This window comes from Collinsella aerofaciens, from assembly GCF_032584215.1.
Taxonomy (GTDB): domain Bacteria; phylum Actinomycetota; class Coriobacteriia; order Coriobacteriales; family Coriobacteriaceae; genus Collinsella.
Genome location: NZ_JAWHPN010000006.1, coordinates 63,489 through 84,182 on the forward strand (window position 1 = coordinate 63,489; position 20,694 = coordinate 84,182).

At 65.1% G+C, this 20,694-nt stretch carries 32 protein-coding genes and 1 pseudogene; 9 read left to right on the forward strand and 24 right to left on the reverse strand.

The window, feature by feature from the left end; genetic code table 11:
* Nucleotides 1-37: 37 nt before the first annotated feature.
* The 24 genes from RX395_RS02915 to RX395_RS03030 all read right to left on the reverse strand — a co-directional run bounded on the left by RX395_RS02915 (nucleotide 38) and on the right by RX395_RS03030 (nucleotide 12,632).
* Nucleotides 38-1,321 (reverse strand): PBSX family phage terminase large subunit, encoded by a 1,284-nt coding sequence (locus RX395_RS02915; RefSeq protein ID WP_152067358.1) that lies wholly within the window; start codon nucleotides 1,319-1,321, stop codon nucleotides 38-40.
* Nucleotides 1,305-1,736: a hypothetical protein gene (locus RX395_RS02920; RefSeq protein WP_117765325.1), complete on the reverse strand. Its 432-nt coding sequence runs from the start codon at nucleotides 1,734-1,736 to the stop codon at nucleotides 1,305-1,307. Before RX395_RS02920 ends, RX395_RS02915 begins: the two co-directional genes overlap by 17 nt.
* A gap of 29 nt (nucleotides 1,737-1,765) precedes the next feature.
* Nucleotides 1,766-2,488, reverse strand: a complete 723-nt coding sequence (locus RX395_RS02925) for a hypothetical protein (RefSeq protein WP_316365330.1) — start codon at nucleotides 2,486-2,488, stop codon at nucleotides 1,766-1,768.
* A 103-nt stretch (nucleotides 2,489-2,591) separates the two neighbouring features.
* Complete coding sequence (locus RX395_RS02930) at nucleotides 2,592-2,726, reverse strand: hypothetical protein (RefSeq protein ID WP_264297873.1); 135 nt, start codon at nucleotides 2,724-2,726, stop codon at nucleotides 2,592-2,594.
* Entirely contained in the window at nucleotides 2,723-2,944 is a 222-nt protein-coding gene (locus RX395_RS02935; RefSeq protein ID WP_316365333.1) for a hypothetical protein, read from the reverse strand. The genes RX395_RS02930 and RX395_RS02935 overlap by 4 nt, the downstream gene beginning before the upstream one ends.
* Complete coding sequence (locus RX395_RS02940) at nucleotides 2,941-3,126, reverse strand: hypothetical protein (protein WP_316365334.1); 186 nt, start codon at nucleotides 3,124-3,126, stop codon at nucleotides 2,941-2,943. The genes RX395_RS02935 and RX395_RS02940 overlap by 4 nt, the downstream gene beginning before the upstream one ends.
* A 2-nt stretch (nucleotides 3,127-3,128) precedes the next feature.
* Complete coding sequence (locus RX395_RS02945; protein ID WP_316365336.1) at nucleotides 3,129-3,827, reverse strand: hypothetical protein; 699 nt, start codon at nucleotides 3,825-3,827, stop codon at nucleotides 3,129-3,131.
* A complete protein-coding gene (locus RX395_RS02950; protein ID WP_316365337.1) occupies nucleotides 3,824-4,033 on the reverse strand; it encodes a hypothetical protein in 210 nt (69 codons plus the stop codon). Before RX395_RS02950 ends, RX395_RS02945 begins: the two co-directional genes overlap by 4 nt.
* A 256-nt stretch (nucleotides 4,034-4,289) precedes the next feature.
* The gene (locus RX395_RS02955) at nucleotides 4,290-4,685 is read right to left on the reverse strand and encodes a hypothetical protein (protein ID WP_118349165.1); all 396 of its coding nucleotides are present in this window, start codon (nucleotides 4,683-4,685) and stop codon (nucleotides 4,290-4,292) included.
* Nucleotides 4,672-5,400 (reverse strand): ATP-binding protein, encoded by a 729-nt coding sequence (locus tag RX395_RS02960; protein ID WP_152067353.1) that lies wholly within the window; start codon nucleotides 5,398-5,400, stop codon nucleotides 4,672-4,674. The genes RX395_RS02955 and RX395_RS02960 overlap by 14 nt, the downstream gene beginning before the upstream one ends.
* A complete protein-coding gene (locus RX395_RS02965; RefSeq protein ID WP_316365339.1) occupies nucleotides 5,384-6,091 on the reverse strand; it encodes a conserved phage C-terminal domain-containing protein in 708 nt (235 codons plus the stop codon). The genes RX395_RS02960 and RX395_RS02965 overlap by 17 nt, the downstream gene beginning before the upstream one ends.
* A 19-nt stretch (nucleotides 6,092-6,110) precedes the next feature.
* A complete protein-coding gene (locus RX395_RS02970) occupies nucleotides 6,111-6,683 on the reverse strand; it encodes a single-stranded DNA-binding protein (protein WP_316365341.1) in 573 nt (190 codons plus the stop codon).
* Nucleotides 6,680-7,033 carry a hypothetical protein gene (locus tag RX395_RS02975; protein ID WP_117637860.1) on the reverse strand — a complete coding sequence of 118 codons (354 nt, stop codon included), beginning with the start codon at nucleotides 7,031-7,033 and terminating at the stop codon, nucleotides 6,680-6,682. Before RX395_RS02975 ends, RX395_RS02970 begins: the two co-directional genes overlap by 4 nt.
* Nucleotides 7,034-7,606, reverse strand: a complete 573-nt coding sequence (locus RX395_RS02980) for an ERF family protein (RefSeq protein WP_316365343.1) — start codon at nucleotides 7,604-7,606, stop codon at nucleotides 7,034-7,036.
* 1 nt (nucleotide 7,607) lies between these two features.
* Nucleotides 7,608-8,618: a DUF1351 domain-containing protein gene (locus RX395_RS02985; protein ID WP_316365345.1), complete on the reverse strand. Its 1,011-nt coding sequence runs from the start codon at nucleotides 8,616-8,618 to the stop codon at nucleotides 7,608-7,610.
* Nucleotides 8,619-9,902: a hypothetical protein gene (locus RX395_RS02990; protein WP_316365347.1), complete on the reverse strand. Its 1,284-nt coding sequence runs from the start codon at nucleotides 9,900-9,902 to the stop codon at nucleotides 8,619-8,621. It abuts the gene before it with no gap.
* A complete protein-coding gene (locus RX395_RS02995; RefSeq protein WP_316365349.1) occupies nucleotides 9,890-10,186 on the reverse strand; it encodes a hypothetical protein in 297 nt (98 codons plus the stop codon). The genes RX395_RS02990 and RX395_RS02995 overlap by 13 nt, the downstream gene beginning before the upstream one ends.
* A gap of 42 nt (nucleotides 10,187-10,228) precedes the next feature.
* Nucleotides 10,229-10,786 carry a hypothetical protein gene (locus RX395_RS03000; protein WP_117765305.1) on the reverse strand — a complete coding sequence of 186 codons (558 nt, stop codon included), beginning with the start codon at nucleotides 10,784-10,786 and terminating at the stop codon, nucleotides 10,229-10,231.
* Nucleotides 10,783-11,148 carry a RusA family crossover junction endodeoxyribonuclease gene (locus RX395_RS03005; RefSeq protein WP_158551309.1) on the reverse strand — a complete coding sequence of 122 codons (366 nt, stop codon included), beginning with the start codon at nucleotides 11,146-11,148 and terminating at the stop codon, nucleotides 10,783-10,785. Before RX395_RS03005 ends, RX395_RS03000 begins: the two co-directional genes overlap by 4 nt.
* Nucleotides 11,145-11,543, reverse strand: a complete 399-nt coding sequence (locus tag RX395_RS03010; RefSeq protein WP_158551308.1) for a hypothetical protein — start codon at nucleotides 11,541-11,543, stop codon at nucleotides 11,145-11,147. The genes RX395_RS03005 and RX395_RS03010 overlap by 4 nt, the downstream gene beginning before the upstream one ends.
* Entirely contained in the window at nucleotides 11,531-11,731 is a 201-nt protein-coding gene (locus tag RX395_RS03015; RefSeq protein ID WP_152067347.1) for a hypothetical protein, read from the reverse strand. Before RX395_RS03015 ends, RX395_RS03010 begins: the two co-directional genes overlap by 13 nt.
* A gap of 88 nt (nucleotides 11,732-11,819) precedes the next feature.
* A complete protein-coding gene (locus RX395_RS03020; protein ID WP_316365353.1) occupies nucleotides 11,820-12,002 on the reverse strand; it encodes a hypothetical protein in 183 nt (60 codons plus the stop codon).
* A gap of 65 nt (nucleotides 12,003-12,067) precedes the next feature.
* Nucleotides 12,068-12,406, reverse strand: a complete 339-nt coding sequence (locus tag RX395_RS03025; protein WP_152067345.1) for a hypothetical protein — start codon at nucleotides 12,404-12,406, stop codon at nucleotides 12,068-12,070.
* Between the two features lie 28 nt (nucleotides 12,407-12,434).
* Nucleotides 12,435-12,632, reverse strand: coding sequence for a helix-turn-helix domain-containing protein (locus RX395_RS03030; protein ID WP_117637851.1), 198 nt, complete (start codon nucleotides 12,630-12,632; stop codon nucleotides 12,435-12,437).
* Between the two features lie 101 nt (nucleotides 12,633-12,733).
* Between RX395_RS03030 and RX395_RS03035 the strand changes: the two are divergent.
* The 9 genes and pseudogenes from RX395_RS03035 to nagB form a co-directional block, all read left to right on the forward strand.
* Nucleotides 12,734-12,895, forward strand: a pseudogene (locus RX395_RS03035) (helix-turn-helix domain-containing protein); the annotation flags it as partial.
* Nucleotides 12,896-12,931: 36 nt separating this feature from the next.
* Complete coding sequence (locus RX395_RS03040) at nucleotides 12,932-13,414, forward strand: LexA family protein (RefSeq protein ID WP_316365369.1); 483 nt, start codon at nucleotides 12,932-12,934, stop codon at nucleotides 13,412-13,414.
* A gap of 2 nt (nucleotides 13,415-13,416) precedes the next feature.
* Entirely contained in the window at nucleotides 13,417-14,985 is a 1,569-nt protein-coding gene (locus RX395_RS03045; RefSeq protein WP_316365355.1) for a recombinase family protein, read from the forward strand.
* A 583-nt stretch (nucleotides 14,986-15,568) separates the two neighbouring features.
* Nucleotides 15,569-16,447, forward strand: a complete 879-nt coding sequence (locus RX395_RS03050) for a patatin-like phospholipase family protein (protein WP_316365357.1) — start codon at nucleotides 15,569-15,571, stop codon at nucleotides 16,445-16,447.
* Between the two features lie 193 nt (nucleotides 16,448-16,640).
* Nucleotides 16,641-17,084 carry a 50S ribosomal protein L13 gene (gene rplM, locus RX395_RS03055; protein WP_195403996.1) on the forward strand — a complete coding sequence of 148 codons (444 nt, stop codon included), beginning with the start codon at nucleotides 16,641-16,643 and terminating at the stop codon, nucleotides 17,082-17,084.
* Between the two features lie 2 nt (nucleotides 17,085-17,086).
* Nucleotides 17,087-17,482: a 30S ribosomal protein S9 gene (gene rpsI / locus RX395_RS03060; RefSeq protein ID WP_022094634.1), complete on the forward strand. Its 396-nt coding sequence runs from the start codon at nucleotides 17,087-17,089 to the stop codon at nucleotides 17,480-17,482.
* Between the two features lie 123 nt (nucleotides 17,483-17,605).
* Nucleotides 17,606-18,943 carry a phosphoglucosamine mutase gene (gene glmM, locus RX395_RS03065; protein ID WP_316365361.1) on the forward strand — a complete coding sequence of 446 codons (1,338 nt, stop codon included), beginning with the start codon at nucleotides 17,606-17,608 and terminating at the stop codon, nucleotides 18,941-18,943.
* 101 nt (nucleotides 18,944-19,044) lie between these two features.
* Nucleotides 19,045-19,512 (forward strand): PTS sugar transporter subunit IIA, encoded by a 468-nt coding sequence (locus tag RX395_RS03070; RefSeq protein WP_316365363.1) that lies wholly within the window; start codon nucleotides 19,045-19,047, stop codon nucleotides 19,510-19,512.
* A gap of 271 nt (nucleotides 19,513-19,783) precedes the next feature.
* Nucleotides 19,784-20,512, forward strand: a complete 729-nt coding sequence (gene nagB / locus RX395_RS03075) for a glucosamine-6-phosphate deaminase (RefSeq protein ID WP_055287061.1) — start codon at nucleotides 19,784-19,786, stop codon at nucleotides 20,510-20,512.
* The last annotated feature ends 182 nt before the right edge of the window (nucleotides 20,513-20,694 follow it).

Below are 20,694 nucleotides of genomic sequence, written 5' to 3' on the forward strand. Positions count from 1 at the left end.
CACGCCTCGGCGTAGCCCGTGTTGCCTCGCTTCTCCATCAGAGGTTGCTCCTTATCCACAGTCCTGCGGCGTAGCCCGCCGCGTCTATCGCGTCGTCGTTCACCTTCGGCAGTGTCTCGGTTATGTCGCCCTGCCCGTTCGACACGTACTCGAACTCGGGGAACTCCTTGGCGGCGAGCGGGCAGCGGTCGGGGTCGATGACTATGCGCGTAAGGTTCTGCATCCACCTGATGCGGCTCTTGGGCGCGTTCAGGCCCTGCTTGAGCGACTTCTGCGCGCCGATGCCCTGCTCCTGGTAGTAGAGGATCATGCCGCGCGCCGCGCTGTCGCACCACACGTCGGCGGCGGGGTCCTCGGCCGCCTGCAGCTTGGCCGCCACCAGCTCGGCGGTCTTGACGTCGATGGCCTCGGTTCCCTGGCGGCTCTCCTCGTCCAGCAGGTACAGCACGCGCTCGTTCTCGTCGTAGCCCGCCTCCATGAACACCCAGGGGTGCACGCTGCCCGCGTCCACACCGAACGAGCGCAGGGCGATGGACGCGCGCTCCTCCGCGGTGATGGGGCGTATGTCCAGCAGCTCGTCGGGGAACACCTCGGAGCCTGTGCCGATGACCTCGCCGAGCCATTGCCAGCGGTAGGAGTCGGGGGTCTTGCGGCGGCTGCGCTCCGCCTCCGCCAGCGCGGTGGCGCTTATCCATTCGGGGTGCTCGTCTATGACGTCCAGGTACGTGGTGTGGCATATGAAGCGCCCGTCCTCGCCCGGGTGGGCCTCCAGGTCGCGCGCCTCCTTGTTCACCCAGTTGCGAGCCGAACGGGGAGGGTTGTAGCTGTAGAAGACCCAGAACATGTCGCCGCCGCGCAGGAACGTGGCCAGCACGCTGCGCACCTCGTCCATGCCGTCGAACTCGTCTACCTCCTCGAACCACACCACGGCGCAGTAGCCGGTGCGGAACTTCGCGGACTTCAGCTTCTTCGGCTTGTCGCATCCCACAAAGCGTATGACCTGCCCGGTGGGGCGGTACGTCACCTCCATGGGGGACAGGCCGAAGTCGAACAGGTGCGCCACGCCCAGCACGTCGCACGCCCAGCCTATCTGCTCGTACACGGACGTGCGCAGCGTGTTGCCGACCTTGCGCAGCACGACGGCGTTGGCCTCCGGGTTGAGCATGATCAGCAGCACGATGGCGATGGATATGAACGACGACTTGGTGGAGTTGCGCCCGCCCTTGAACCAGTAGTGCGTGAACTCGTGCGCCTTGATAGAGCGCCACACGCCGGCGAACACGGAGGCCACGACGTCCGAGAGCCTAACCGAGGTCGTCAACGATGGTCACCCCCGCCTCCGCCATGGCGGCCTTCGCGCCGTCCACGCCGAACATGTCGTTGAGCAGCTTCACGCTCTCGGTTATGGCCAGGCGCGCGTCGCCGTTGATGCTGCCCTCGGCCGCCTGGCGGCGGAAGATGGGCAGCGCGCCGTCCAGCACCTCGAACAGCGGGGCGGCCGCGTCCTGCAGCTCCCAGCGGCAGTCCTTGGCGGCCGCGTCGCGGATTTCCTGGATTCTGTGCGCGATTCGTGGGTCGCGCATCAGCTTGGACGCGGCGCAGCTTATCGAGTTGTAGTTCATCCGCTTGCAGTCGTAGGCCGCGCGGTACGCGTCCTGCTGCTTGGCGCGGGGCTTGGCCATCTCGCGGGCGAACGCCTCCTGCTTCGCCGTGAGCGGCTTGTCCTTCTTGGGCACCTGCGGCCTCCTTCCTGATTAGTTTCGCGCTAGCCAAGCGACGCGATCACATCGCGCTCGCGCGGCGAAAGCGCGAAACGCTCTGCGGCTGCACGCTCTGATATGAGGTAGCCGCTGCCGTATATCGCCTTGTTCTGCACGCGCTGCGCGTCGAGCGCCCTTATGAAACTGCACTCCTGCGGCCCCACGCGGAAGTCGATGCCGTACTTGGAGTAGCGCGCCAGCATGGGCGCGGTCAGTACCTCGTCCGGGTACTCGTACTTCGGCAGCGCCTTGGCCTTCTCGCGGCGCAGGCGCTCTATCGCGGCATCCAGCTCGGAGCGCAGGTCGGGCGCGCTGCGAGCCTGGGCGGGGTCGAGGTTGGTCACGAACGACGTGTTGACGCTTGCGCCGTTGGCGTACGTCACGCCGACGCCCGTCGCGACCTTGCAGCAGTTGCGGATGCCCATGCACGTCAGGGTGGGGGCGAACAGGAAGAAGCCCACGCCGCGCTCCTGGTAGTGCTTGACGATCTTGCTCAGGATGGAGAACGGCGGGTTGTCCACCACCGTGCAGCCCTGCGGGTACTCCTCGCGCTCGTAGTCGCCGCCCGGATAGAACGGGCGCGCCACCTTCGCCAGGTCGAACCCGTACTCCCGGTGCGCCCACCGCAGCACGCAGTCGTACACCTCGGGCGGGGTGTAGCAGTCGTCCGTCGTCCTTTTCGGCTCGAACTTTGCCGTGAACTCCTCGTATGTCTCGCCTCTCGCCATGCGTCTCCTATCTCTCGGCCCATATGGTCGCAAGCGTGTCGCCGGGCACGGAAAAGGCCGCCCCGAAGGACGGCCCTCTGCCTGTTTCCGTATTCGGTTGCCCCTATCCGCACGCCGCCACGGCCATGGCCATGAGCCCGAGCGCCAGCGCCCTTATGGCGTAGATGGCCGCCGCGTCTATGGCGATTGCCGCCGCTATGAACAGCAGGCACCCCCAGTTGCATCCCGGGCGGTTCATCGCTCCTCCCACTCGACGGTGCCGTCGTCGTACTCGGCCTTGAGCCATTCCAGATAGTCGGCCTCCTCGCAGAAGCTGGCCAGCAGCCGCTTGCTGGTAGTGCAGCTGCTCATGCGGCTCGTCTCATACACGGCGATGAAGAAGGGCCACGAGTGGAACTCCGTCTCCGTGTGGATGGCCCGCTCGGGCGTGCCGAAAAGGCGCTCCCAGTTCGTCATCGCGCCCCCTCCTTCGCGCCCGGCCCGACCTTGCGGTAGGTGAAGTCCTCGAACAGGTGACCGCACCAGCGGCAGCGGTCGCCGCCCTTGGGCAGGTGGTGCCAGATCTCGCGCATGCCGCACTTCGGGCAGCGCACCTCGATACTGGGTCGGCGCTTCGGCTTCTCGGTCTGCTGCTCCATGGCTACTCCACCGCCATCCGCATGGCCGGCTTCATGGACTCGCGCAGGCTCTTGGCAAACTCCTCGGCCGTTACCTCGGCCTTCACCTCCACGTTCACGTCGGGCATCGCGAAACCGTGCGCCTCTTCGGCCTTGAGGCAAGGCATGGCGGCGTCCTGGGCCGCGCCCTTGAGCGTCGGTGACGCTGTCACCCTCAGCTCGCAGCGCCCCAGCCACAGCTCGCACTCGTCCAGTTTCGTGAGCGCCAGGGCGCGCTCGCGGCTCGCCTCGTAGGCCGTCTCGATGCCCTTGCGCAGGTTCTGCACGGCCGTCTCTTCGGTTCCGGCGTCCAGCTTTTCGCGCAGTCGGGCGTTCTCGAACCTCAGGTTGCGAGTCTCTCGACGCGGCACTGCTACCGTATGGCTTTGCTGCTCGCCCCAGCAGTCCTCGCACAGTGGCGCGTCTACGCCCATGTTGTCCTGCCCCAGGGCGTCGATATCGCGCCCGCAGGTATCGTAATGATTCCCATGGATACTCCCTCCTTCTGGCTTCACCGCGCCTGCGAGGAACCACGCCCGCAGGCTCTCGGCGCACTCCGGGCACAAGGCCCTTGCCTTGCCGTCGATTCGCGCGCTGTTCCTCAGCACCATCTTGGCGTAACCCGCCAGGGTCGCCGGCACCTCCTTGCCGCAGCGTTCGCATGCGCACATGTACAGCCTCATGCCTGCTCGCCTCCCTTCGGCAGAGCGTCGGCGATTCGGTCCCAGTCGGTGGCCGACTTCTCGCTGGGGTACTCGTAGGCCCCCACGCACGGCACCGGCAGCACCACCATGTCGTCGTGCTCGCCTGCGTACTCGTCTGCGTCCGATCTGCTCTCGAACGCCAGCACCACGTCGCCCTCCGTGGCCACCGCGTAGATCTTCTTCATCGTTTCGTCTCCTATTCGAACTCGAAGCACTCGCATGCCTCGCTTGTCTCGTCTACCGCCTCCACGTCGGGGCCGCCGCCAGTCATGGCGTCGCGGGCGCACACGGCCTCGCCGCCAGCGCCCTGCACGCGGCCGCAGAAGCGGCACTCCCGGCACGTGCGGCCCTCCCACGGGTCGGGCCGGTTCCACGGTGCCCTGGGGTCGGACTCGAAGCACCCGGGCGGGAGGTTCCACCCGCTTGAAGGCTCGTACCCGCTCACATGCACCGCCTGCCCCTCGGCAGCCGCCCCCAGCCGTCCATGGCCAGGGCATCCGCGTACTTGGTCGGTTCCGGCAGCAGCAGGTACTCCCAGTGCCCCGAGCCCGGCGGGGCGGGGCGGTTGAACCTCTGCTCGGCCCTGACCCAGCGGAAGTGCAGCCGGTTGGCGTGCGCCAGCCCGTGGCAGCCGCTGCCGTTGCCGCTGCCGCACAGCATCACCGTGGGCTTGGGAACCTCGCGCCCGTCGCGGAACAGCTTGCCCGCCCCGCGCCTCACGATGTGGTGGCGGTTGAGCGGCCACGGCGCGCCGCACACGGCGCACCTGGGCGTCTCGATGCTCGGCCCCTCCATGAGGGGGCGCAGGATCTCGGGCAGCGTGTCAACGTTTGCCATTCGATAGCCTCCTGTCCTTGCCTTGCAGCTCGTACTTGTCGCACATCTCCGACAGGCGGCTCACGATGGCCACCGCCGTCTCCTCGTCGCCGTTCTTGGCCAGGCGGCGTATGAGGTCGCTCTTGCCGTACTGCGTGGTCACGACCACGGGCCTCATGTTCTCGTACCTGTCGTTCACGACGCGGAACACCTGCCCCAGCGTCCAGTCGGTGGGGGACTCCTTGCCCAGGTCGTCCAGCACAAGGCACCCCACGCGGGAGAGCCTGGACAGCACGCCGTCCTCGGTGCCGTCGCCGCCGTAGGTGCCCTTGATGGCGGCCAGCACGCCCAGCATGTCGGTCACCCTCACGCTGGTGCCGCCGTCCACCAGGAGCCGCGCCACGGCGCTCGCCAGGTGGGTCTTGCCGGTTCCCACGGGGCCGCAGATGTACGCCCCGCGCCCTTGCTCAACCTTCGCGGCAATGCCCTCGGCCATGGGGGAGGCGGCTGTCATGAAGCGGGGCTTGATTCCGGCCCGCTCGTAGGCCCGGCGGCGTTTGGCTGCGGCCTCCTCGGCCTTGGCCCTGGCCTCAAGGCGTGAACGCTCGTCGCGCTCCGCCACGGCACCCGGGCAGCCGCACGGCTTCCAGCCGCAGAAGGTGCGGCGGCCAGCCAGCACCACGTAGCGGACCTCCAGCTGCGCCCCGCAGTGGGGGCACTCAGTCGTACTCGGCATAGCCGTCGGCCTCCTTCCGGGTCCTCGGGCCGCGGTTCACGTAGTCCTCGAACTTCGGCGAGAACAGCGTGGAGGGCCGCAGGTACTTGGCCATCTTCGGGTCGCCCGCCCACTCGGCCGCCATCGTGTCGATGACGGCCAGGAAGTCGGGGAGGCGGTAGCCCTCGGCCCAGCGGGCGTGTATCAGCCTGCGGGTCTTGGCGCTGCTTGAGCGGTAGCGGGTGCCGGCTGCCTCGTTGAGCGCATGCACGATTTCGTCAAAGGGGATTAAGGGGTTATCTATATACTCAACCTCAACCTCAACCTCAACCTCTGCATTGCCGCAACTCGATGCGCCTGCATGTGCATCCGCATCTGCTTGCGCATGTGCGACTGCATCTGTATCCGCATATGCTCCCGCATGTGCTTGCGCATCGGCTTGCGCCCGTGCCGCCGCATCGTCCACCGCGTCTTCCTTCCCCGGCCTGTTGCCCCAGCGGGCGTTGGCCGCCTTCCTTGCGCGCTCGCTCTTCTCGTCGCCCATGTCGAGCCTGCCCTTGAGCACCAGGAAGGTAGGCAGCCACGCGGGGCTGCCCTGCGGCTCCTTGCCCGTGAACCGGTACTCGACGATGGCGTAGATGAACGGCGCGCGCTGCTTCTCGGGCATGGCCTGCGCGGCCGCCCAGAAGTCGTCGTGTATAACCATGCCCATAGTGTCGCCGTCGCCTTCCCTAAAACGGGATATCCTCGTCGTACAGATCGGGCATGGCCTGCTGCTGCGGCATGGCCTGCTGCTGCGGCGCGGGCTGCTGTGGCGCGTACGCCTGCTGAGTGGCCGGCTGCGGCGCGTAGGCGGGCTGCTGCGGCGCAGGTGCCGGGGCGGGGCGTCCCTGGCCGTACGTGCGGGCCTGCGGCGCTTGCGGGGCCGCCTGGGGCGCGTACTGCTGCGGCGCGTAGCCCTGCTGCTGTTGCTGGCCGCTCATGAACTCCAGCTCGTCCACCACGACCTCCAGCGCGCTGCGCTTCTGACCGGTCTGCTGGTCGTTCCAGCTGCGGTAGCGCAGCTTGCCCTCGATGGCCACCTTGCTGCCTTTGGCGAGGTACTGCGCCAGCTTCTCGCCGCGGGTGCCGAACAGCGTGCAGTCCACGAAGACCGGGTAGTCCTCCCACTGCCCGGTCTGCTGGTTCTTGCGGCGGTCGTTGACGGCCACGCCCATGGACAGCACGGACATGCCGCCAGACGTGGAGCGCAGCACGGGGTCGCGGGTCAGGTTGCCGGATATGCACACGCGGTTGATGCTCATAGATACCCTCCTTGGGTTACGTCCCCGCTGTTCCAGATGCGGGTGATCTGCGCGTCTACCATGCGGATACGCAGCTTGATTACGTTGATGGCCTCCTGCGAGGCCTTGTAGATGGCCTCGGAGCAGTCGCGGCGGCGCTTGGCCTCCGCTATCTGCTCCTGGCCCCGGCACACGTCGCCGATAATGGTGACGGGCGTGCCCTTCTGGCGCTCGTTCAGGATGGCGATGCGCAGGGCCTTGCGGTACTCGGCCTCGTTCTCGGCGTACTGGCAGCCCGACTCCTTGCAGGTCTTCAGCTCGGCCTCCAACCTGTCGGTCAGCTCGTCCAGCTCCTCGGTGAGCGCCTGCATCTACTCCACCTGCCAGTCGGGGCGCGGACAGCACGGGCTGTTGGCCACGAACTCCATGTACTGCGGCATGCTGGCGAACTGGTAGCGCGCCCCGCAGCTGCGGCAGTGGGCCGTAAAGGGGCCGTCTGCGGGCGGCTGCTTCTCCTCGGGCGCGGGCTGCTCCTCCATGGCGTCGGGATCGCTCTGCCCGTCGATGGCGAACGCGCCGCACAGCGCGTACTTGCGGGCGTAGCTCGACGCCATGCCGGTCACCTGGGCGTCGTCCGAGCCCTTCTTGTGCTCCTCCTCGCGGGCGTAGGCGCTCACCTGCAGCAGGCCCTCGCCGCCCTCGACGGGGAACACGCACGCCGTGGACTTCACGTAGTAGCGGTCGCCTATCTGCACCAGCTCGTCGGTCATGAAGAACGCCAGGCCCTCCTTGGCGCACGGCTCCTTCAGCGCGGCCACTATGTCCTCGTAGCTGCGGTAGCTGAACTTGCCGAAAGCGTTGTACTTGGCCTTGGGCACCACCACGGCGCGCTGCACACGGGCAACGGCCGCCATGAGGTCGATGGACTGCTGTTCCTGGGTCATGCTAGTAGCCTCCGTTCATTCGCTCGTAAACCTGGCCCACCGTGCCGTGCATGATGGTGCCCACGACGCCCTGCGCCTTGAGGGCCGCCGCGACGCCCTGCATCTGCTCGCGCGTGGCGCACGGCACCACGACCGTCCACGGGTCGCCCGCCATGGCCACGGGTGCCGGTGCGGGCGGCGCTGGCGGCACCGGGGCGGGCATGGGCGCGGGCTGCGGCTCGGGCATCTGCTCAAGCGGCTGCGGGAACTCTGCAGGCTGGCATTCCGCGGGCTCGGGCACCGCTTCGGGTTCGGGTTCGGGCTCTTCCACGGGTTCCGGCTCCATGGCCGCCTTCAGCTCGGCGATGCGCCGGCGCTCCTCCTCGGCCTTGTGCGCTGCCGTTATGGCCGCGCCCAGGTCCAGGGTGGCGAACAGCTCGCGCTCGGCCTCGTCGTAGAACGGCTCGCCCTGGAACTGCGCCTTGAGGGTTTCCCAGTCCTGGGCCAGGCGCTCTACCTTGGCCTCCAGGGCCTTGAATGCCTTCACCTCGCCGAAGGTCTTGTTGGTCCACTGCTTCTCGTGGAAACGCTCATAGGGCACGACGGGGGCCAGCAGCCCGGCGAACTCCTCGTAGTGCTCCCGCAGCTTGGCGTACGCGCGCAGCTGGCGCTCCTCCTCGGCCTCGTCCAGCTGCGCCTTGATGCCGTCGGCTGCCTGCTTCGCGATGCCCGCCACGGCCTTGCACCTGTCCTCGAACGCGGCCAGGGGCTTCGTGTACTCGCGGCTCACGGCCTTGCGGCGCTCGTCTATCTCCTTGGCGATGCCGTTGAGGTAGGCGCGGTCGCGCTTGGCGGCCTTCACGTTCTCGTCCTTGCCCATGTCGTAGGTCGCGCCCTCGTAGTCGGCCACCAGCCTGCGCACGTGCGCCTCCAGGGCGTCGAAGTTGGCCTCGATCACGGCGGGGGAGTACGCCACGGTCAGCTCTGGAGCCTCCTCGGGCTCGATGATCTCGGCCTCAACTGCTTCGCTCATTTACTCCTCGCTTCCCAGGCGCGCCATGCACGCCTCGTAGGTTTCCGTCTCGGCCGCGTTCGGCTCGTAGCCGTCGGCCTTCATGGCCTCGTAGATGATGGTCACGTTCTCGACCGTCGCTCGGTTGAGGTACACGGAGCTGCCGCCTTCCATGAGGCTCCAGGCCGTCCAGCCGCTCATGTTCCACGCTGCCCGCCAGCCCATGGCCACGGCCAGCTCGGTGGGCGTGCGGTCGATGGGTCGGCCCAGCAGCTCCTCGAACGATTCCACGGCCTCGGCCTCCATGGCGAACGCGGTCAGCGCCAGAGCCGTGCGGCGCATCGACTTGAGGTCTCCCGCGTGGGCGGCAAGCCACTCGCGGCGGGCCTTCGCGCCGTCCTCGTAGGCGGCCTGGAAGTCGGCCTTGCGCTGGGCTGCGGCCTGTGCGGCCTCGTCGGCCCCCTCGGCCACCGGCGCCAGCAGGGTCACGCCGAACGACGTCTCCTCGGCCAGAAGCCCCGCGCCCGCGTTGTCGGCCACGTAGGCGTCCAGCGCCGCCAGGTCGGGGCGGTAGTCGGAAAACGTGCGGCATGCGGCGAAGCCCTCGGGGCATTCGTCGACGAACTCGACGCCCGCGTCGGCAAGCACCGCCACCACTTCGGCGCGGTTGCGCCTCTGCTCGGCCTCGGCCTTCAGGCTCGCGTACACGCGCTGCCATTCGGACTGCTTGCAGTCGCGCAGCTCGGCCACAGCCTCGTCGTCGCCCTCGAACTCGGCGATGGCGACCAGGCGGTCGAGCGTCATGTCGTAGGCGGCGTCCTGCACCCTGCGGGCGGCGCGGCGCGCCTTGGCCACGGTGCCCGCGTCGGTGCGGGCGGCCACGGCCACCTCCTCGTCGGGAATGTCGAGCGCCAGCATGGTCTGCACGCCGCGCGACTTCTCCTCGGCGGTCAGCCCCAGCTTGGCGTTGGTCTCCACCATGGCCTTGGCGGCCTCCACGCGCGCCAGCTCGGCGTCGTCCAGGTCGTCGTAGACCTCGGCGAGGAAACGCTCGGTGCCGATGGCCCTCATGGCGCGCACGCGGCACTCGCCGTCGACGATCCAGTAGATGCCGCCCTCCTTGTACAGGATGGGCTTCATGACGGGCTGGCCGGGGTTGAGGCGGTTGGCCTTGAACTGCGCGGCCAGGGCCGCGATGTGCTCGGCGCTCTCCCTGGTGGTGAAGTCGCGCGGGTTCATCGGCTCGCCGTCGGCGCGCTCGTAGGGGTACACGTCGCAGATCGCGACCTCCTCTAGCGATTGCACGCGCGGGCCCCCTCGTCTACGACCACGCGGCACTCCATGCCCACCAGGCGGGCGCGGCACGCCACGCGGGCCACCTCGCCCATGAGCGCGATGCGCTTGGTGGGCACGGGGCCGTTCTTGATTTGCGCGGCCATGCAGGCGGCCCCCATGTTGAACGCCTGGCGCATGGCGGCGTCGAAGCCGCCGTCGCCCGACTCGGGCACGGGGACGGCGCGCTCGATGCGCCTCAGGATGCTGTCCACCGTCTTGTCCGCGACGGTCTTGCTGATGATTTCCGTGAGCATTTGGGTCTCCTAACTGGGAAAACTAAAAGTGATAAAAACTTTTCAGGATTTCGGAACTTTTTTCTCTATGCGCTCCTTGCGCTTCTGCGCCGCCTTGACCCTGCGGTACAGGTAACGGCACAGCCACCGTTCCATGGCCTCGTCGTGCGCCTCTGCTGCCTTGTCGGCGGCGTAGCGGCTCATGCCCGAGGTGTCCGGGGCCTGCGGCATGGGGTCGGCGCGGCTCTCTCGGCCGCACTCGGTGCGCTCGTAGGTGCGGCGCTCCTCTGCGGTCAGCCTCGGCAGCAGCTCGGCTATGCGGGCCTCTATGGCCTCAAGCTGCTGCTGGCGTCTGCACGGTTCGCAGATGCCGTCCTTGCCGAGGGTCGCCCTGCGGCACCCGCACGACGGGCACAGCTCCAGGCGGTGGCGGTAGCAGCGCAGGGACACGTGGCCGCCGCTGGCGTTGATCACGCGCCGCGCGTTATCCAACTGGTTCTTGGACAGCCGCAGCTCGCGGCGAATCTCGCGGGCGGGCACCTTTCCCGCCAGCTCGGCTATGCGGTCGAGGTCGGCCTTGCGCCACGCCCTGTGTGGCCTGCCCTTGTCTCGGCGGGTCACTCGTCGCTCACCTCCACGACCACGCGGGGGCGCGCCCTGTCGGTGAGCACCCTGTCGGGGCACTGCTCCACGTACTTGCGGGAGTCGTCCTTGATTACGCCCGCCGCCACCAGGCCGTCGAGCACGAACTTGCGCGCGAAGCCCACGTTGTCGGCGTCGCGGCGCATGTCGGGCTCGTAGAACGTGGTGCGCACGGTCACCCGGCGCTCGAAGCGCGGCGCGCGCTGCTGCATGGCCGCCGCCCTCACGCGCGCCGTCTCGCGCTTCTTCATGGCCGCCGCCTTGTAGCGGTTGGCGCGCTCGGCGCTGATGTAGTCGTTCAGGCTCGGCATTCGGCCCTCGACCGTGACGGTGCACCTCATTGCGCGCCCCTGTCGTAGATGCCCTGCGCCTCGGTTAGCGTGGAGGCGGCGAAAACGGCTGGGCCCACGATGGCCTCCCACGTGCCCACCAGGTCCACGGAGTCCACCGGCGTGCGGCGGAAGCTCACGGCGGCCAGCATGGAGGGGCGCTGCAGCACCATGTAGCGGGACAGCACGCTCCACAGGTTGTGGTCGCGCTTGAACTCGCTGGCCTCGCTCACGGTCATGCCGTTCTGGCACGCCAGGGTGTACACGTTGTCGCGCTGGATGACGTGGCCCTCCAGCATCAGGCGGTAGCAGATGCGGCGCAGCTTCGCCCATGTATCGGGGTTCGAGGCAACCCAGCCGCACGCCTTGGCCACGAGGGCCTGGGCCTTGGCGTCTACCTCGGCCATACTGTTGCCTCCAGCGCCCATGTGGCGGCGATGCACGCGCATACGAACAGGGCGGCGAAAACGGCCTGCAGCCTCTCGCGGCGCTGCTCGGGTGTTACACTGGTCTCGGTTCGGAAGCGAACCGTTGCGGTGCGCGTCTTTCGCTTGCCGGCTGCGACGCGCACCCTCTTTCCCTTGATCTTTTCCATTCCTGGAACTTCCTCTCGTTCTCTGGGTCCTTGTAGAACTCGCGCATCATGGCGGCGCACTCGTCGCACATGGCGCGCTGTATCGGGGTCATTCGCCCGCGACGCCCGGCAGAAGCAGCGGGGCGTCCTCGTAGGCGACCTCACCGGTGTCCCTATCCACGAACATCACCTCCTGGTCGTCGTACGCGTGGATGTTGAGCATCTGCCCCGTGAACTCCACCAGCTTGGGGATGGTGTCGCGGAACTTCGGGTCCAGCTCAAACTGCAGCACGCACTTGCCGCTCTTCACGTTGAGGGCGGTGAACCCCCCCGTACGGTCACCTCGTTCAGCATGGCCTACTCCTTCTCGTCGTACGCGGTGTCGCGCGCGATGGTCTTGAAGTCGGTGCTCCAGCCCTTGCCGTTCACGCTGAACTGCACGGAGCCGTAGACGTTGAACTGCATGCCGCCGAGCTCGAACCAGGTCGTGCTCGCCTCCAGAAGCTCGATGCCGCTCGTCTGGAAGCCCCACATGGCCGCGATGCGGCGCTTGAGGCTGACGTGCGTCTCCTCCATGCAGCCGTTCTCGGCCAGCTCGAAGTCGACGGCCACGCGCTTGCGGTCGTCGATGAGGTGGTCGAGCGTTTTGCCGATGATCTCGGCGACGAACTCGGGCTGGTGGCTCTTGGTGGTCATGGTGTGTCTCCTTTTCTGATAGGTAAATCTAATTACAGTTTGAAGCGAAAAAAATTTCTTCGGGTTTGTAGCCCAAGAAGTCGGCGGCCTTTTTAGCCGTCTCGATGCGCATACGGTCGGGGTGGTCTTCATAAACATCGTATGTAGGTCCTGAAATGCCCAGATGTTCAGCCATTGCCTTCTTGGTTACGCCCTTGCTCATGCGCGCCTGCTTGAGTGACTTCATACTCCCTCCTTTCTGTCCATAACTGTAATTAATCTTCAGAACACGGTCAAGATTAATTTTGGTAAAATTGAAAATAAATTTAAGTCCTGGAAGGAGTTAAGATGCCGATATCCGACAACATAAAGAAGTTACGGCAGATTTTCGACGTTACCCAGGATGAACTGGGTGAGATTGCAGGTGTGACAGGTAACGCCGTTTCGCAGTGGGAAAATGGCCGCTCCGAACCCCGTATGGGAGCTATTGAGCGCATGGCGGCCTGCTATCAGATTAGTAAGTCACACCTTATAGAAGACGGCGGAATGGATCAGATTGACCCCGTGAGCAAAAAGCCCAAGGGCAGCTCCTATATGCCCGCCGGTGCCATGCCCGTGGTGGCCAGCAGCGCAACCGTGCCGCTGCTCACGCTCGGGCGCGTGCACGCCGGCTCGCTCGCCGACGAGGAGGAGGTCGCGCACCGCGTGGAGGTGCCCGCCTCCGTGTGCGCCGGCCACCCGCGCGCTTTCGCCCTGGAGGTCGAGGGCGACTGCATGAACCGCGTCATACCCGAGGGCAGCCACGTGCTGGTCGACCCCGACCGCCAGCCCGCCAACGGGTCCATCGCCGTGGTGGAGACCGAGGACTACCGCGCGGTCATGCGCCGCTGGTACAAGGGCAGCACCAAGCTGATGCTGTCGGCGGATAGCTTCGAGGACTACGAGGACATGATTTTCGGCATGGACGACGGACCCGTGCGAGTGATCGGCACGGTGGTGTGGTTCCAGGCCGCCGACGAGATGGAGTAGCCGTGGGCGGGCGCGCGGCGATATACGCCCGCTTCTCGAGCCACAACCAGCGCGGCGAGTCCATAGAGATACAGGTGGAGAAGTCCCGCGCCTACTGCGCCGAGAACGACCTGCGCGTGGTGGCCACGTACTGCGACTTCGCGCAGACGGGCACCAACACCGACCGCGCCGAGTTCCAGCGCATGATGGCCGACGCCAAGCGAGGGCTGTTCGATTTCGTGGTCATATATAAAGTTACCCGAATCATGCGCAACCGCGACGAGATGGCCATGGCGCGCATCATGCTGCGCCGCTGCCGCGTCGAGATACTGTACGCGGGCGAGGACATTTCGGACGGCTCGGCGGGCGTGCTGCAGCTGGGCATGCTGGAGGTGCTGGCGGAGTACGAGAGCGCGCTCGACGGCGAGCGCATACGCGACGGCATACAGAAGAACGCCGAGCGGTGCATGGCCAACGGCTGCGTGCGCTACGGCTGGGACATAGTGGACGGGCGCTACGTGGTCAACGAGGAGGAGGCCGCCGCCATCCGCCTGGGCGTGCGCATGGTCTTGTCGGGCAAGTCGGTGGCCGACGTGGTGCGCGCCTGGGAGCCGTACCGCACCAAGCGCGGCGGCAAGTGGCGCTTCCAGACGGTGCGCCGCATACTGATGCGGCGGGAGAACGGCGGGGAGTACCGCTACGCGGGCGTGGTCGTGCCCGGCGGCATGCCCGCCATCGTTCCCATGGATGACGAGGAGAGGGTGATACGGATGCTTGAGGACTCGCACAGGCCCCGCGCCAAGACCGAAGCGTGGGACTTCCCGCTCACGGGCAAGCTCTACGACGGGCGCGACGGCGGGCTGATGACCGGCACCAGCGGCACGGGCAAGTCGGGCAGGCCCTATCACTACTACCGCTGCCGCAGCTGCGGGCGCACCGTGCGTCGCGATGTCGTGGAGAAGCGCGTGGCCGACGCCGTGCGCGAGGCCCTGGGCAGCGCCGACAGCCGCGAGCGCATCGCTCGCATGCTGGCCGACGCCGAGGAGGAGCGCGCCGACGAGAAGCCCTTGAGCGAGACCATAAAGGGCGAGCTGGCCAAGATCGAGACGGCGTTCTCCAACATATGGGCGGCCATCGAGTCGGGCATCGCGCCGCCGGGCGGCAAGGAGCGCATAGGCGCGCTGAAGCAGCGGCAGGCGCTCCTCAAGGACGAGCTGCGCACGGCCGAGGCCCTTGAGGCCGCCCGCCTTGACTACGACCGCGCGCTGTTCTGGCTTGAGGGCATGGCCGCCGCCGAGGTGGACGACGCGCAGCTTCTGCGCACGTTCGTGGCGCGCGTGGTGCTGGGCGGCCCCGACGATGACGACGGCCTGCGCGTGGCGTTCACGTTTGACGATTCTGCCGGCTTGGGCGATAATCCGTCGCTGCCTGGCGCTATAGGTCCAGGTGGCGAGGTGTTCGACCGAATGAACGCCAGCTCCACCATAAGTAACAGGCAGGTAGATACTTATATCTACCTGCCTTTTTATTTCCAGTCCGTACCGCGGAGAATCGAACTCTGTGCAGGGCGCGGGCGTAAAGAAAACGCGTAAGCGTTTTTAGCCCGCGGGCGAGGACGCCGGCAGGCGGCCGAAGCCGGTGCGGATTTGCTTCGCAAATACGCGGATTCTCCGCGCAAAGCCCCAGCCCAAAACAGATGTGCTGCCGATGGTATTTCCGCTGGCCATGCCCCGCACCGACGGACCCTCCAAACCCGCGGAGAATCGAACTCTGTGCAGGGCGCGGGCGTTAAGCAAACGCTACGGCAACGCAGGGTGGGACGCGCTTTCCCAATGGCGGCCCAGGCGGAAAGCGCGTCCCGGAATCCGCGCTCAGACTGGGACGTAGTTTCCGGATGGCGCCTCAAGCGGAAACTGCGACCCGGAATCCCGCTGTAGAGTGGGACATGCTTTCCCAATGGCAGCTCAAGCGGAAAGCGCATCCCGGAATCTAAGCTCGGAATGGGATTCATTTTCCAGATGGCGGGATCAGCGGAAAATACGACCCGGAATTTGCTCTGAGAACGGGACACGCTTTCCCGCCGACCGCTCCGCCCTCCTCAACTCCAAACCCATGCGCTCTCGCCATCTCAAAACTGGGTAGAAGAAAGCCAAAACGCAATCGCAGGAGGTCAATATGACTGCAGAAGATAAGGCAAAGAACGCCGGCAAGGTCGCGCTCGTCCTGGAGGGCGGCAGCTTCCGCGGACAATTTACCGCGGGCGTGCTCGACGTTCTCATGGAGGCCGGCGTCGAGATTCCGGCTGTCTACGGTGTATCGGCCGGTGCCCTCAACGGCGTGAACTACAAGTCGCACCAGATCGGCCGTGCCAACCGCATCAACCTGGCTTTCTGCAGCGACAGCCGCTTCATGGGCGCCGCATCGTTTGCGTCTACGGGCTCTATTGTGGGTTACGACTTTATCTTCAACGATGTCCAGGACCGCCTGGATCCCTTTGACAATGAGACGTTCGACGCGAGCCCCATCGAGATGTACGCCGTCGCGACGGACATGCTTTTTGGAACCGCCACGTACCTCCCGGTCAAAAGCGCCGTGCTCGATCTCGACGCCGTACGCGCCTCGACGTCGCTGCCGCTGGTGACGCCGCCGGTCGAGATTGACGGGCACAAATACGTCGACGGTGGCGTAGCCGATTCGATCCCCATCGAGCACGTGCTGGAGGAGGCGGGCTTCGACCGTGCGGTCGTCATCGTCACGCAGGACCGCTCGTACGAGAAAAAGCCTTACGAGTTTATGCCTGCCGCGCGCGCCCGCTATGCCGACTACCCCTATCTGCTCGAGGGAATCGAGACGCGCCACGACCGCTACAACATCCAGCGCATGCACCTGTGGAAGTATGAGCGCGAGGGCCGTGCGTTGGTCGTCGCTCCGCAAAAGCCGGTCGAGGTCGGTCATGTCGAGCACGATCCGGCAAAGCTTTTGGACCTGTATATTCAGGGCCGCCAGGAGGCAAAGCGCCTGCTCGCGGAAATCCAAGAGTTCGTTGAGCGCTAGCGACGGCGAACCCTCAAAAAATGACAACAGCTAAAGAGCTGGAAAATCACGGCTCGTGGATGACATGTGCAGAAACTCTGGTCGGAGCCAAAATACCTGTTGACTCGTACGGCGAGCGGGGTAATATGGACGGGTTACTTGCAGAGCCCCGTGAATCTCTGTAACAACACGTACTGTACATGGAGGAGTCTAAGTGATTTCGAAATCGACTCACTACGCCAAGCAGGGCGAGGTCCAGCGCAACTGGGTTCTCGTCGACGCCGATGGTGCTGTCCTGGGCCGTCTTGCCACCCAGATCGCAATGATCCTGCGCGGTAAGAACAAGCCCCAGTTCACGCCCAACAGTGACTGCGGCGACTTCGTTGTCGTCATCAACGCCGATAAGGTCCAGCTTACCGGTAACAAGGCCGACACGAAGACCTATTATCGCCACAGCGGCTACAACGGCGGCCTCAAGGCTGAGAGCTTCCGCCAGGCTATGGAGAAGCACCCGGAGAAGGTCATCGAGCGCGCCGTTCGCGGTATGCTGCCCAAGACCACCCTCGGCCGTGCCCAGATGACCAAGCTTAAGGTCTACGCTGGCACCGAGCATCCGCATGCTGCCCAGAACCCCACGAAGATTGAGCTGGAGGCTTAAAGATGGCTGAGAACACCGTTGTCTACCAGGGTACCGGCCGTCGTAAGAACGCCGTCGCCCGCGTCCGTCTCGTCCCCGGCACCGGCAAGGTGACCATCAACAAGCGTGACGCCGAGCAGTATTTCGGCCGTCATCAGCTCGTTGAGAACGCCCTTGCTCCCTTCAAGGTGACCGACACCGCCGGTCAGTTCGACGTTATCGCTCTGTGCGATGGCGGCGGCATTTCCGGTCAGTCCGGCGCTCTGCGCCTGGGCATCGCTCGTGCTCTTCTGAACGCTGGCGACTACCGTGCTGACCTCAAGAAGGCCGGTTTCCTTACGCGCGATGCTCGCGTGGTCGAGCGCAAGAAGTACGGCCTCAAGAAGGCCCGCCGCGCTCCCCAGTTCTCCAAGCGCTAAGGTTTTATCTCCTTTCGAGATACAATGTACAAGCGGGGCCTGCCGATTCCTCGGCGGGTCCCGCTTTTCTTTTTCGACTAGGGTGGGCGGTTGCATATCGCCTGCTAGGGAAGGAGCGATCCTATGCCCCAGAACATCTTCGGTACCGACGGCGTCCGTGGCGTCGCCAACGCCGATCTTTCGTGCGACCTCGCGTTTCGCCTGGGCCGCGCGGCGACCAAGTTCCTTGGTCCGGATATCTGCATCGGCCGCGACACGCGTCTTTCGGGCACCATGCTCGAGAGCGCTCTGACCGCCGGCATCATGGCCGAGGGCGGCCGTCCGCACTGCTGCGGCGTCATCCCCACGCCTGCCGTGGCGCTGCTCACTGTTCAAAACGAGCTCGACGGCGGCATCGTCATCTCCGCTTCGCACAATCCGCCGGAGTTCAACGGCATCAAGTTCTTTAGCCGCAAAGGAATGAAGCTTCCCGATGCTGTCGAGGAAGAGATCAGCGCCTGGGTCATGTCCGAGGAAGCCATGGCTGCCGACACGCTGCCGACCGGTGCCGGCGTGGGCCACATTATCAAGATGAAGGACGCTCGCAAGGCATACGTCGATCACGCCATCGATACGCTTGATGGCCTGAGGCTCGACGGCCTGGTCGTTGCCGTCGACTGCGGTCACGGTGCTTCTTGCCAGACCACGCCCGCCGCGCTGCAGCGCCTGGGTGCCACGGTGCACGCAATCAACACCGATTACTGCGGCACTGACATTAACGTTGAGTGCGGCTCTACGCACCTCGAGCCCCTGCACGAGCTCGTGCTGCGCACCCATGCTGACATCGGTCTGGCCCACGACGGCGACGCCGATCGCGTGCTGTTCGTGGACAGCGAGGGCAATGAGATCGACGGTGACTACATCCTGGCTATCTGCGGTTCTGACCTTGCCGCTCGCGGCAAGCTCGCCAACTCCGAGATCGTCTCGACCGTAATGTGCAACCTGGGCTTCTCCATCGCTATGAAGGAGCAGGGCTTTGAGATGGTTCAGACCGCCGTGGGCGACCGCTACGTTCTGGAGCGCATGCTCGCGGACGGCGCCGTCATCGGCGGCGAACAGTCCGGCCACATCATCTTCCTGGAGCACAACACCACCGGTGACGGCCTGGTGACGGCTCTGCAGCTGCTGGCCGTGCTCAAGCGCACCGGTCGCACCCTCACCGATCTTGCCGGCATCATGAAGAAGTACCCGCAGGTACTCGTCAACGTGCATTCCGACAACAAGGCTGGTCTGGACGATTGCCAGCCCATTTGGGATGCCGTCGCTGCTGCCGAGAAGGAGCTTGACGGCCGCGGCCGCATTCTGGTGCGCCCGAGCGGTACCGAGCCGCTGGTCCGCGTGATGGCCGAGGCCGAGACGCACGAGCTGACCCAGCGCGTTGTCGACGACATCGTCGAGGTTGTCAAGCGCGAACTTCCCTAATGGTCAAAAACGGGTGCCAAGTGGTAAACTGTTAAGGTTATTTTGATTGATCGGTATGTCCGAGGGGGAGCATGTTCACTAAAGTCCTAAGGTCTTTTGGTATGCGTGGTCGAATCCTTACGTTGGATGCTCCCATCTCGGGTGACGTCATTCCGCTCTCCGAGGTAAACGACCAGACGTTTGCTACTGGCCTTTTGGGCCAGGGCGTGGCGATTCAGCCCACCGGAACGCGCGTGATCGCGCCGGCTGATGCCAAGGTCGAGGCTATTTTTCCCACGGGACACGCCGTTGCGCTTAACACGGTCGATGGCTTGGACGTGCTCATCCACGTTGGTTTGGACACTGTTCAGCTCGAGGGCAAGCACTTTACCGTACATGCGCAAGTGGGTGACATCGTCCATAAGGGCGATGTACTCATTGAGTTCGATCGCGAGGCAATTGCTGCCGAGGGCTACGATGTAACGGTTCCCATCTTGGTGTGCAACTCCGTTGAGTTCTCGAGCATCAAGGGCTCCGTTGGCGTGCATGTCGAAGAGATGGACCAGCTCATCGTTGCTCGCGAGCGCTAGCAAGTGCACGTGGCCATTAGTCTATAATTCAAACACGTTTACGGAGGGCGCCCTTGAAAGAGGACGCCCTCCGTGGCAAGATGGGATTTGTCCGAAGCTAAAAGGCTTTGGGTCACCGTGGACGGGCAGGGGCCTCGACGCGGTTAGACACGAGACACATACATTACGCGACCTCGCCCTGGTGGCCGCACACGTTGGTTGCGGCCGACGCGGGCCGCGGGCAAGTGCTTGTAAGGGAGCCTTGCCTCTCTTGTACGAGAAAGGACGCGTAATGAAGATCATTAAAGCTAAAGACTACGAGGATATGAGCCGCAAGGCCGCCAATATTATCTCGGCGCAGGTTATCCTCAAGCCCGACTGTGTGCTGGGCCTTGCCACCGGCTCCACCCCGATCGGTGCCTACAAGCAGCTTGCTGCTTGGTACGAGAAGGGCGACGTCGACTTTGCCGAGGTCAGCACCTACAACCTGGACGAGTATCGCGGTCTTTCGCACGACGATCCCCAGAGCTATCACTACTTCATGCGTGAGAACTTCTTCGATCACATCAACATCGACCTGAACAACACGCATGTGCCCGACGGTTCCAACCCCGACGCCGCCGCTGCCTGCTCTGAGTACGACAAGATCGTCGCCGACGCCGGTTACCCGGATCTGCAGCTGCTCGGCATTGGCAACAACGGCCACATCGGCTTCAACGAGCCCGATGACCACTTCTCCAAGGGTACGCACTGCGTCGACCTCACCGAGAGCACCATTCAGGCCAACAGCCGCCTGTTCGACAGCATCGACGATGTTCCCCGTCAGGCCTACACCATGGGCACTCAGACTATCATGTATGCCCGCATGATCCTGGTTGTCGCCAACGGCGAGGCCAAGGCTCAGGCCGTGCATGACATGTGCTATGGTCCGGTTACGCCCGAGTGCCCGGCTTCGATCCTGCAGCTGCACACCAACTGCGTTGTCGTTGCCGACGAGGCCGCCCTTTCGCTCTGCGAGTAGCGCGAATCCTGCAGCTCGACATAGCCTTGCCTAAGGCCTCCGCTTTGCGGGGGCCTTTTTGTTCAAGACTTTAGTCTGCTGGCCGCGCAGCGGCCAGCTTTAAACCACCCGCTACGCGGGTGGAGACAAACGGCTTTACAAAGCCACCCCTCCGACCGATATTGACGATTGTTCAGGCCGTC

Coding starts and splice junctions, on each gene's coding strand:
- RX395_RS02925 (WP_316365330.1), bottom strand. CDS start 2,488: ATGGCGAGAGGCGAGACATACGAGGAGTTCACGGCAAAGTTCGAGCCG.
- RX395_RS02930 (WP_264297873.1), bottom strand. CDS start 2,726: ATGAACCGCCCGGGATGCAACTGGGGGTGCCTGCTGTTCATAGCGGCG.
- RX395_RS02935 (WP_316365333.1), bottom strand. CDS start 2,944: ATGACGAACTGGGAGCGCCTTTTCGGCACGCCCGAGCGGGCCATCCAC.
- RX395_RS02940 (WP_316365334.1), bottom strand. CDS start 3,126: ATGGAGCAGCAGACCGAGAAGCCGAAGCGCCGACCCAGTATCGAGGTG.
- RX395_RS02945 (WP_316365336.1), bottom strand. CDS start 3,827: ATGAGGCTGTACATGTGCGCATGCGAACGCTGCGGCAAGGAGGTGCCG.
- RX395_RS02950 (WP_316365337.1), bottom strand. CDS start 4,033: ATGAAGAAGATCTACGCGGTGGCCACGGAGGGCGACGTGGTGCTGGCG.
- RX395_RS02955 (WP_118349165.1), bottom strand. CDS start 4,685: ATGGCAAACGTTGACACGCTGCCCGAGATCCTGCGCCCCCTCATGGAG.
- RX395_RS02960 (WP_152067353.1), bottom strand. CDS start 5,400: ATGCCGAGTACGACTGAGTGCCCCCACTGCGGGGCGCAGCTGGAGGTC.
- RX395_RS02965 (WP_316365339.1), bottom strand. CDS start 6,091: ATGGGCATGGTTATACACGACGACTTCTGGGCGGCCGCGCAGGCCATG.
- RX395_RS02970 (WP_316365341.1), bottom strand. CDS start 6,683: ATGAGCATCAACCGCGTGTGCATATCCGGCAACCTGACCCGCGACCCC.
- RX395_RS02975 (WP_117637860.1), bottom strand. CDS start 7,033: ATGCAGGCGCTCACCGAGGAGCTGGACGAGCTGACCGACAGGTTGGAG.
- RX395_RS02980 (WP_316365343.1), bottom strand. CDS start 7,606: ATGACCCAGGAACAGCAGTCCATCGACCTCATGGCGGCCGTTGCCCGT.
- RX395_RS02985 (WP_316365345.1), bottom strand. CDS start 8,618: ATGAGCGAAGCAGTTGAGGCCGAGATCATCGAGCCCGAGGAGGCTCCA.
- RX395_RS02995 (WP_316365349.1), bottom strand. CDS start 10,186: ATGCTCACGGAAATCATCAGCAAGACCGTCGCGGACAAGACGGTGGAC.
- RX395_RS03005 (WP_158551309.1), bottom strand. CDS start 11,148: ATGAGGTGCACCGTCACGGTCGAGGGCCGAATGCCGAGCCTGAACGAC.
- RX395_RS03010 (WP_158551308.1), bottom strand. CDS start 11,543: ATGGCCGAGGTAGACGCCAAGGCCCAGGCCCTCGTGGCCAAGGCGTGC.
- RX395_RS03015 (WP_152067347.1), bottom strand. CDS start 11,731: ATGGAAAAGATCAAGGGAAAGAGGGTGCGCGTCGCAGCCGGCAAGCGA.
- RX395_RS03025 (WP_152067345.1), bottom strand. CDS start 12,406: ATGACCACCAAGAGCCACCAGCCCGAGTTCGTCGCCGAGATCATCGGC.
- RX395_RS03030 (WP_117637851.1), bottom strand. CDS start 12,632: ATGAAGTCACTCAAGCAGGCGCGCATGAGCAAGGGCGTAACCAAGAAG.
- RX395_RS03040 (WP_316365369.1), top strand. CDS start 12,932: ATGGATCAGATTGACCCCGTGAGCAAAAAGCCCAAGGGCAGCTCCTAT.
- RX395_RS03050 (WP_316365357.1), top strand. CDS start 15,569: ATGACTGCAGAAGATAAGGCAAAGAACGCCGGCAAGGTCGCGCTCGTC.
- rpsI (WP_022094634.1), top strand. CDS start 17,087: ATGGCTGAGAACACCGTTGTCTACCAGGGTACCGGCCGTCGTAAGAAC.
- glmM (WP_316365361.1), top strand. CDS start 17,606: ATGCCCCAGAACATCTTCGGTACCGACGGCGTCCGTGGCGTCGCCAAC.
- RX395_RS03070 (WP_316365363.1), top strand. CDS start 19,045: ATGCGTGGTCGAATCCTTACGTTGGATGCTCCCATCTCGGGTGACGTC.
- nagB (WP_055287061.1), top strand. CDS start 19,784: ATGAAGATCATTAAAGCTAAAGACTACGAGGATATGAGCCGCAAGGCC.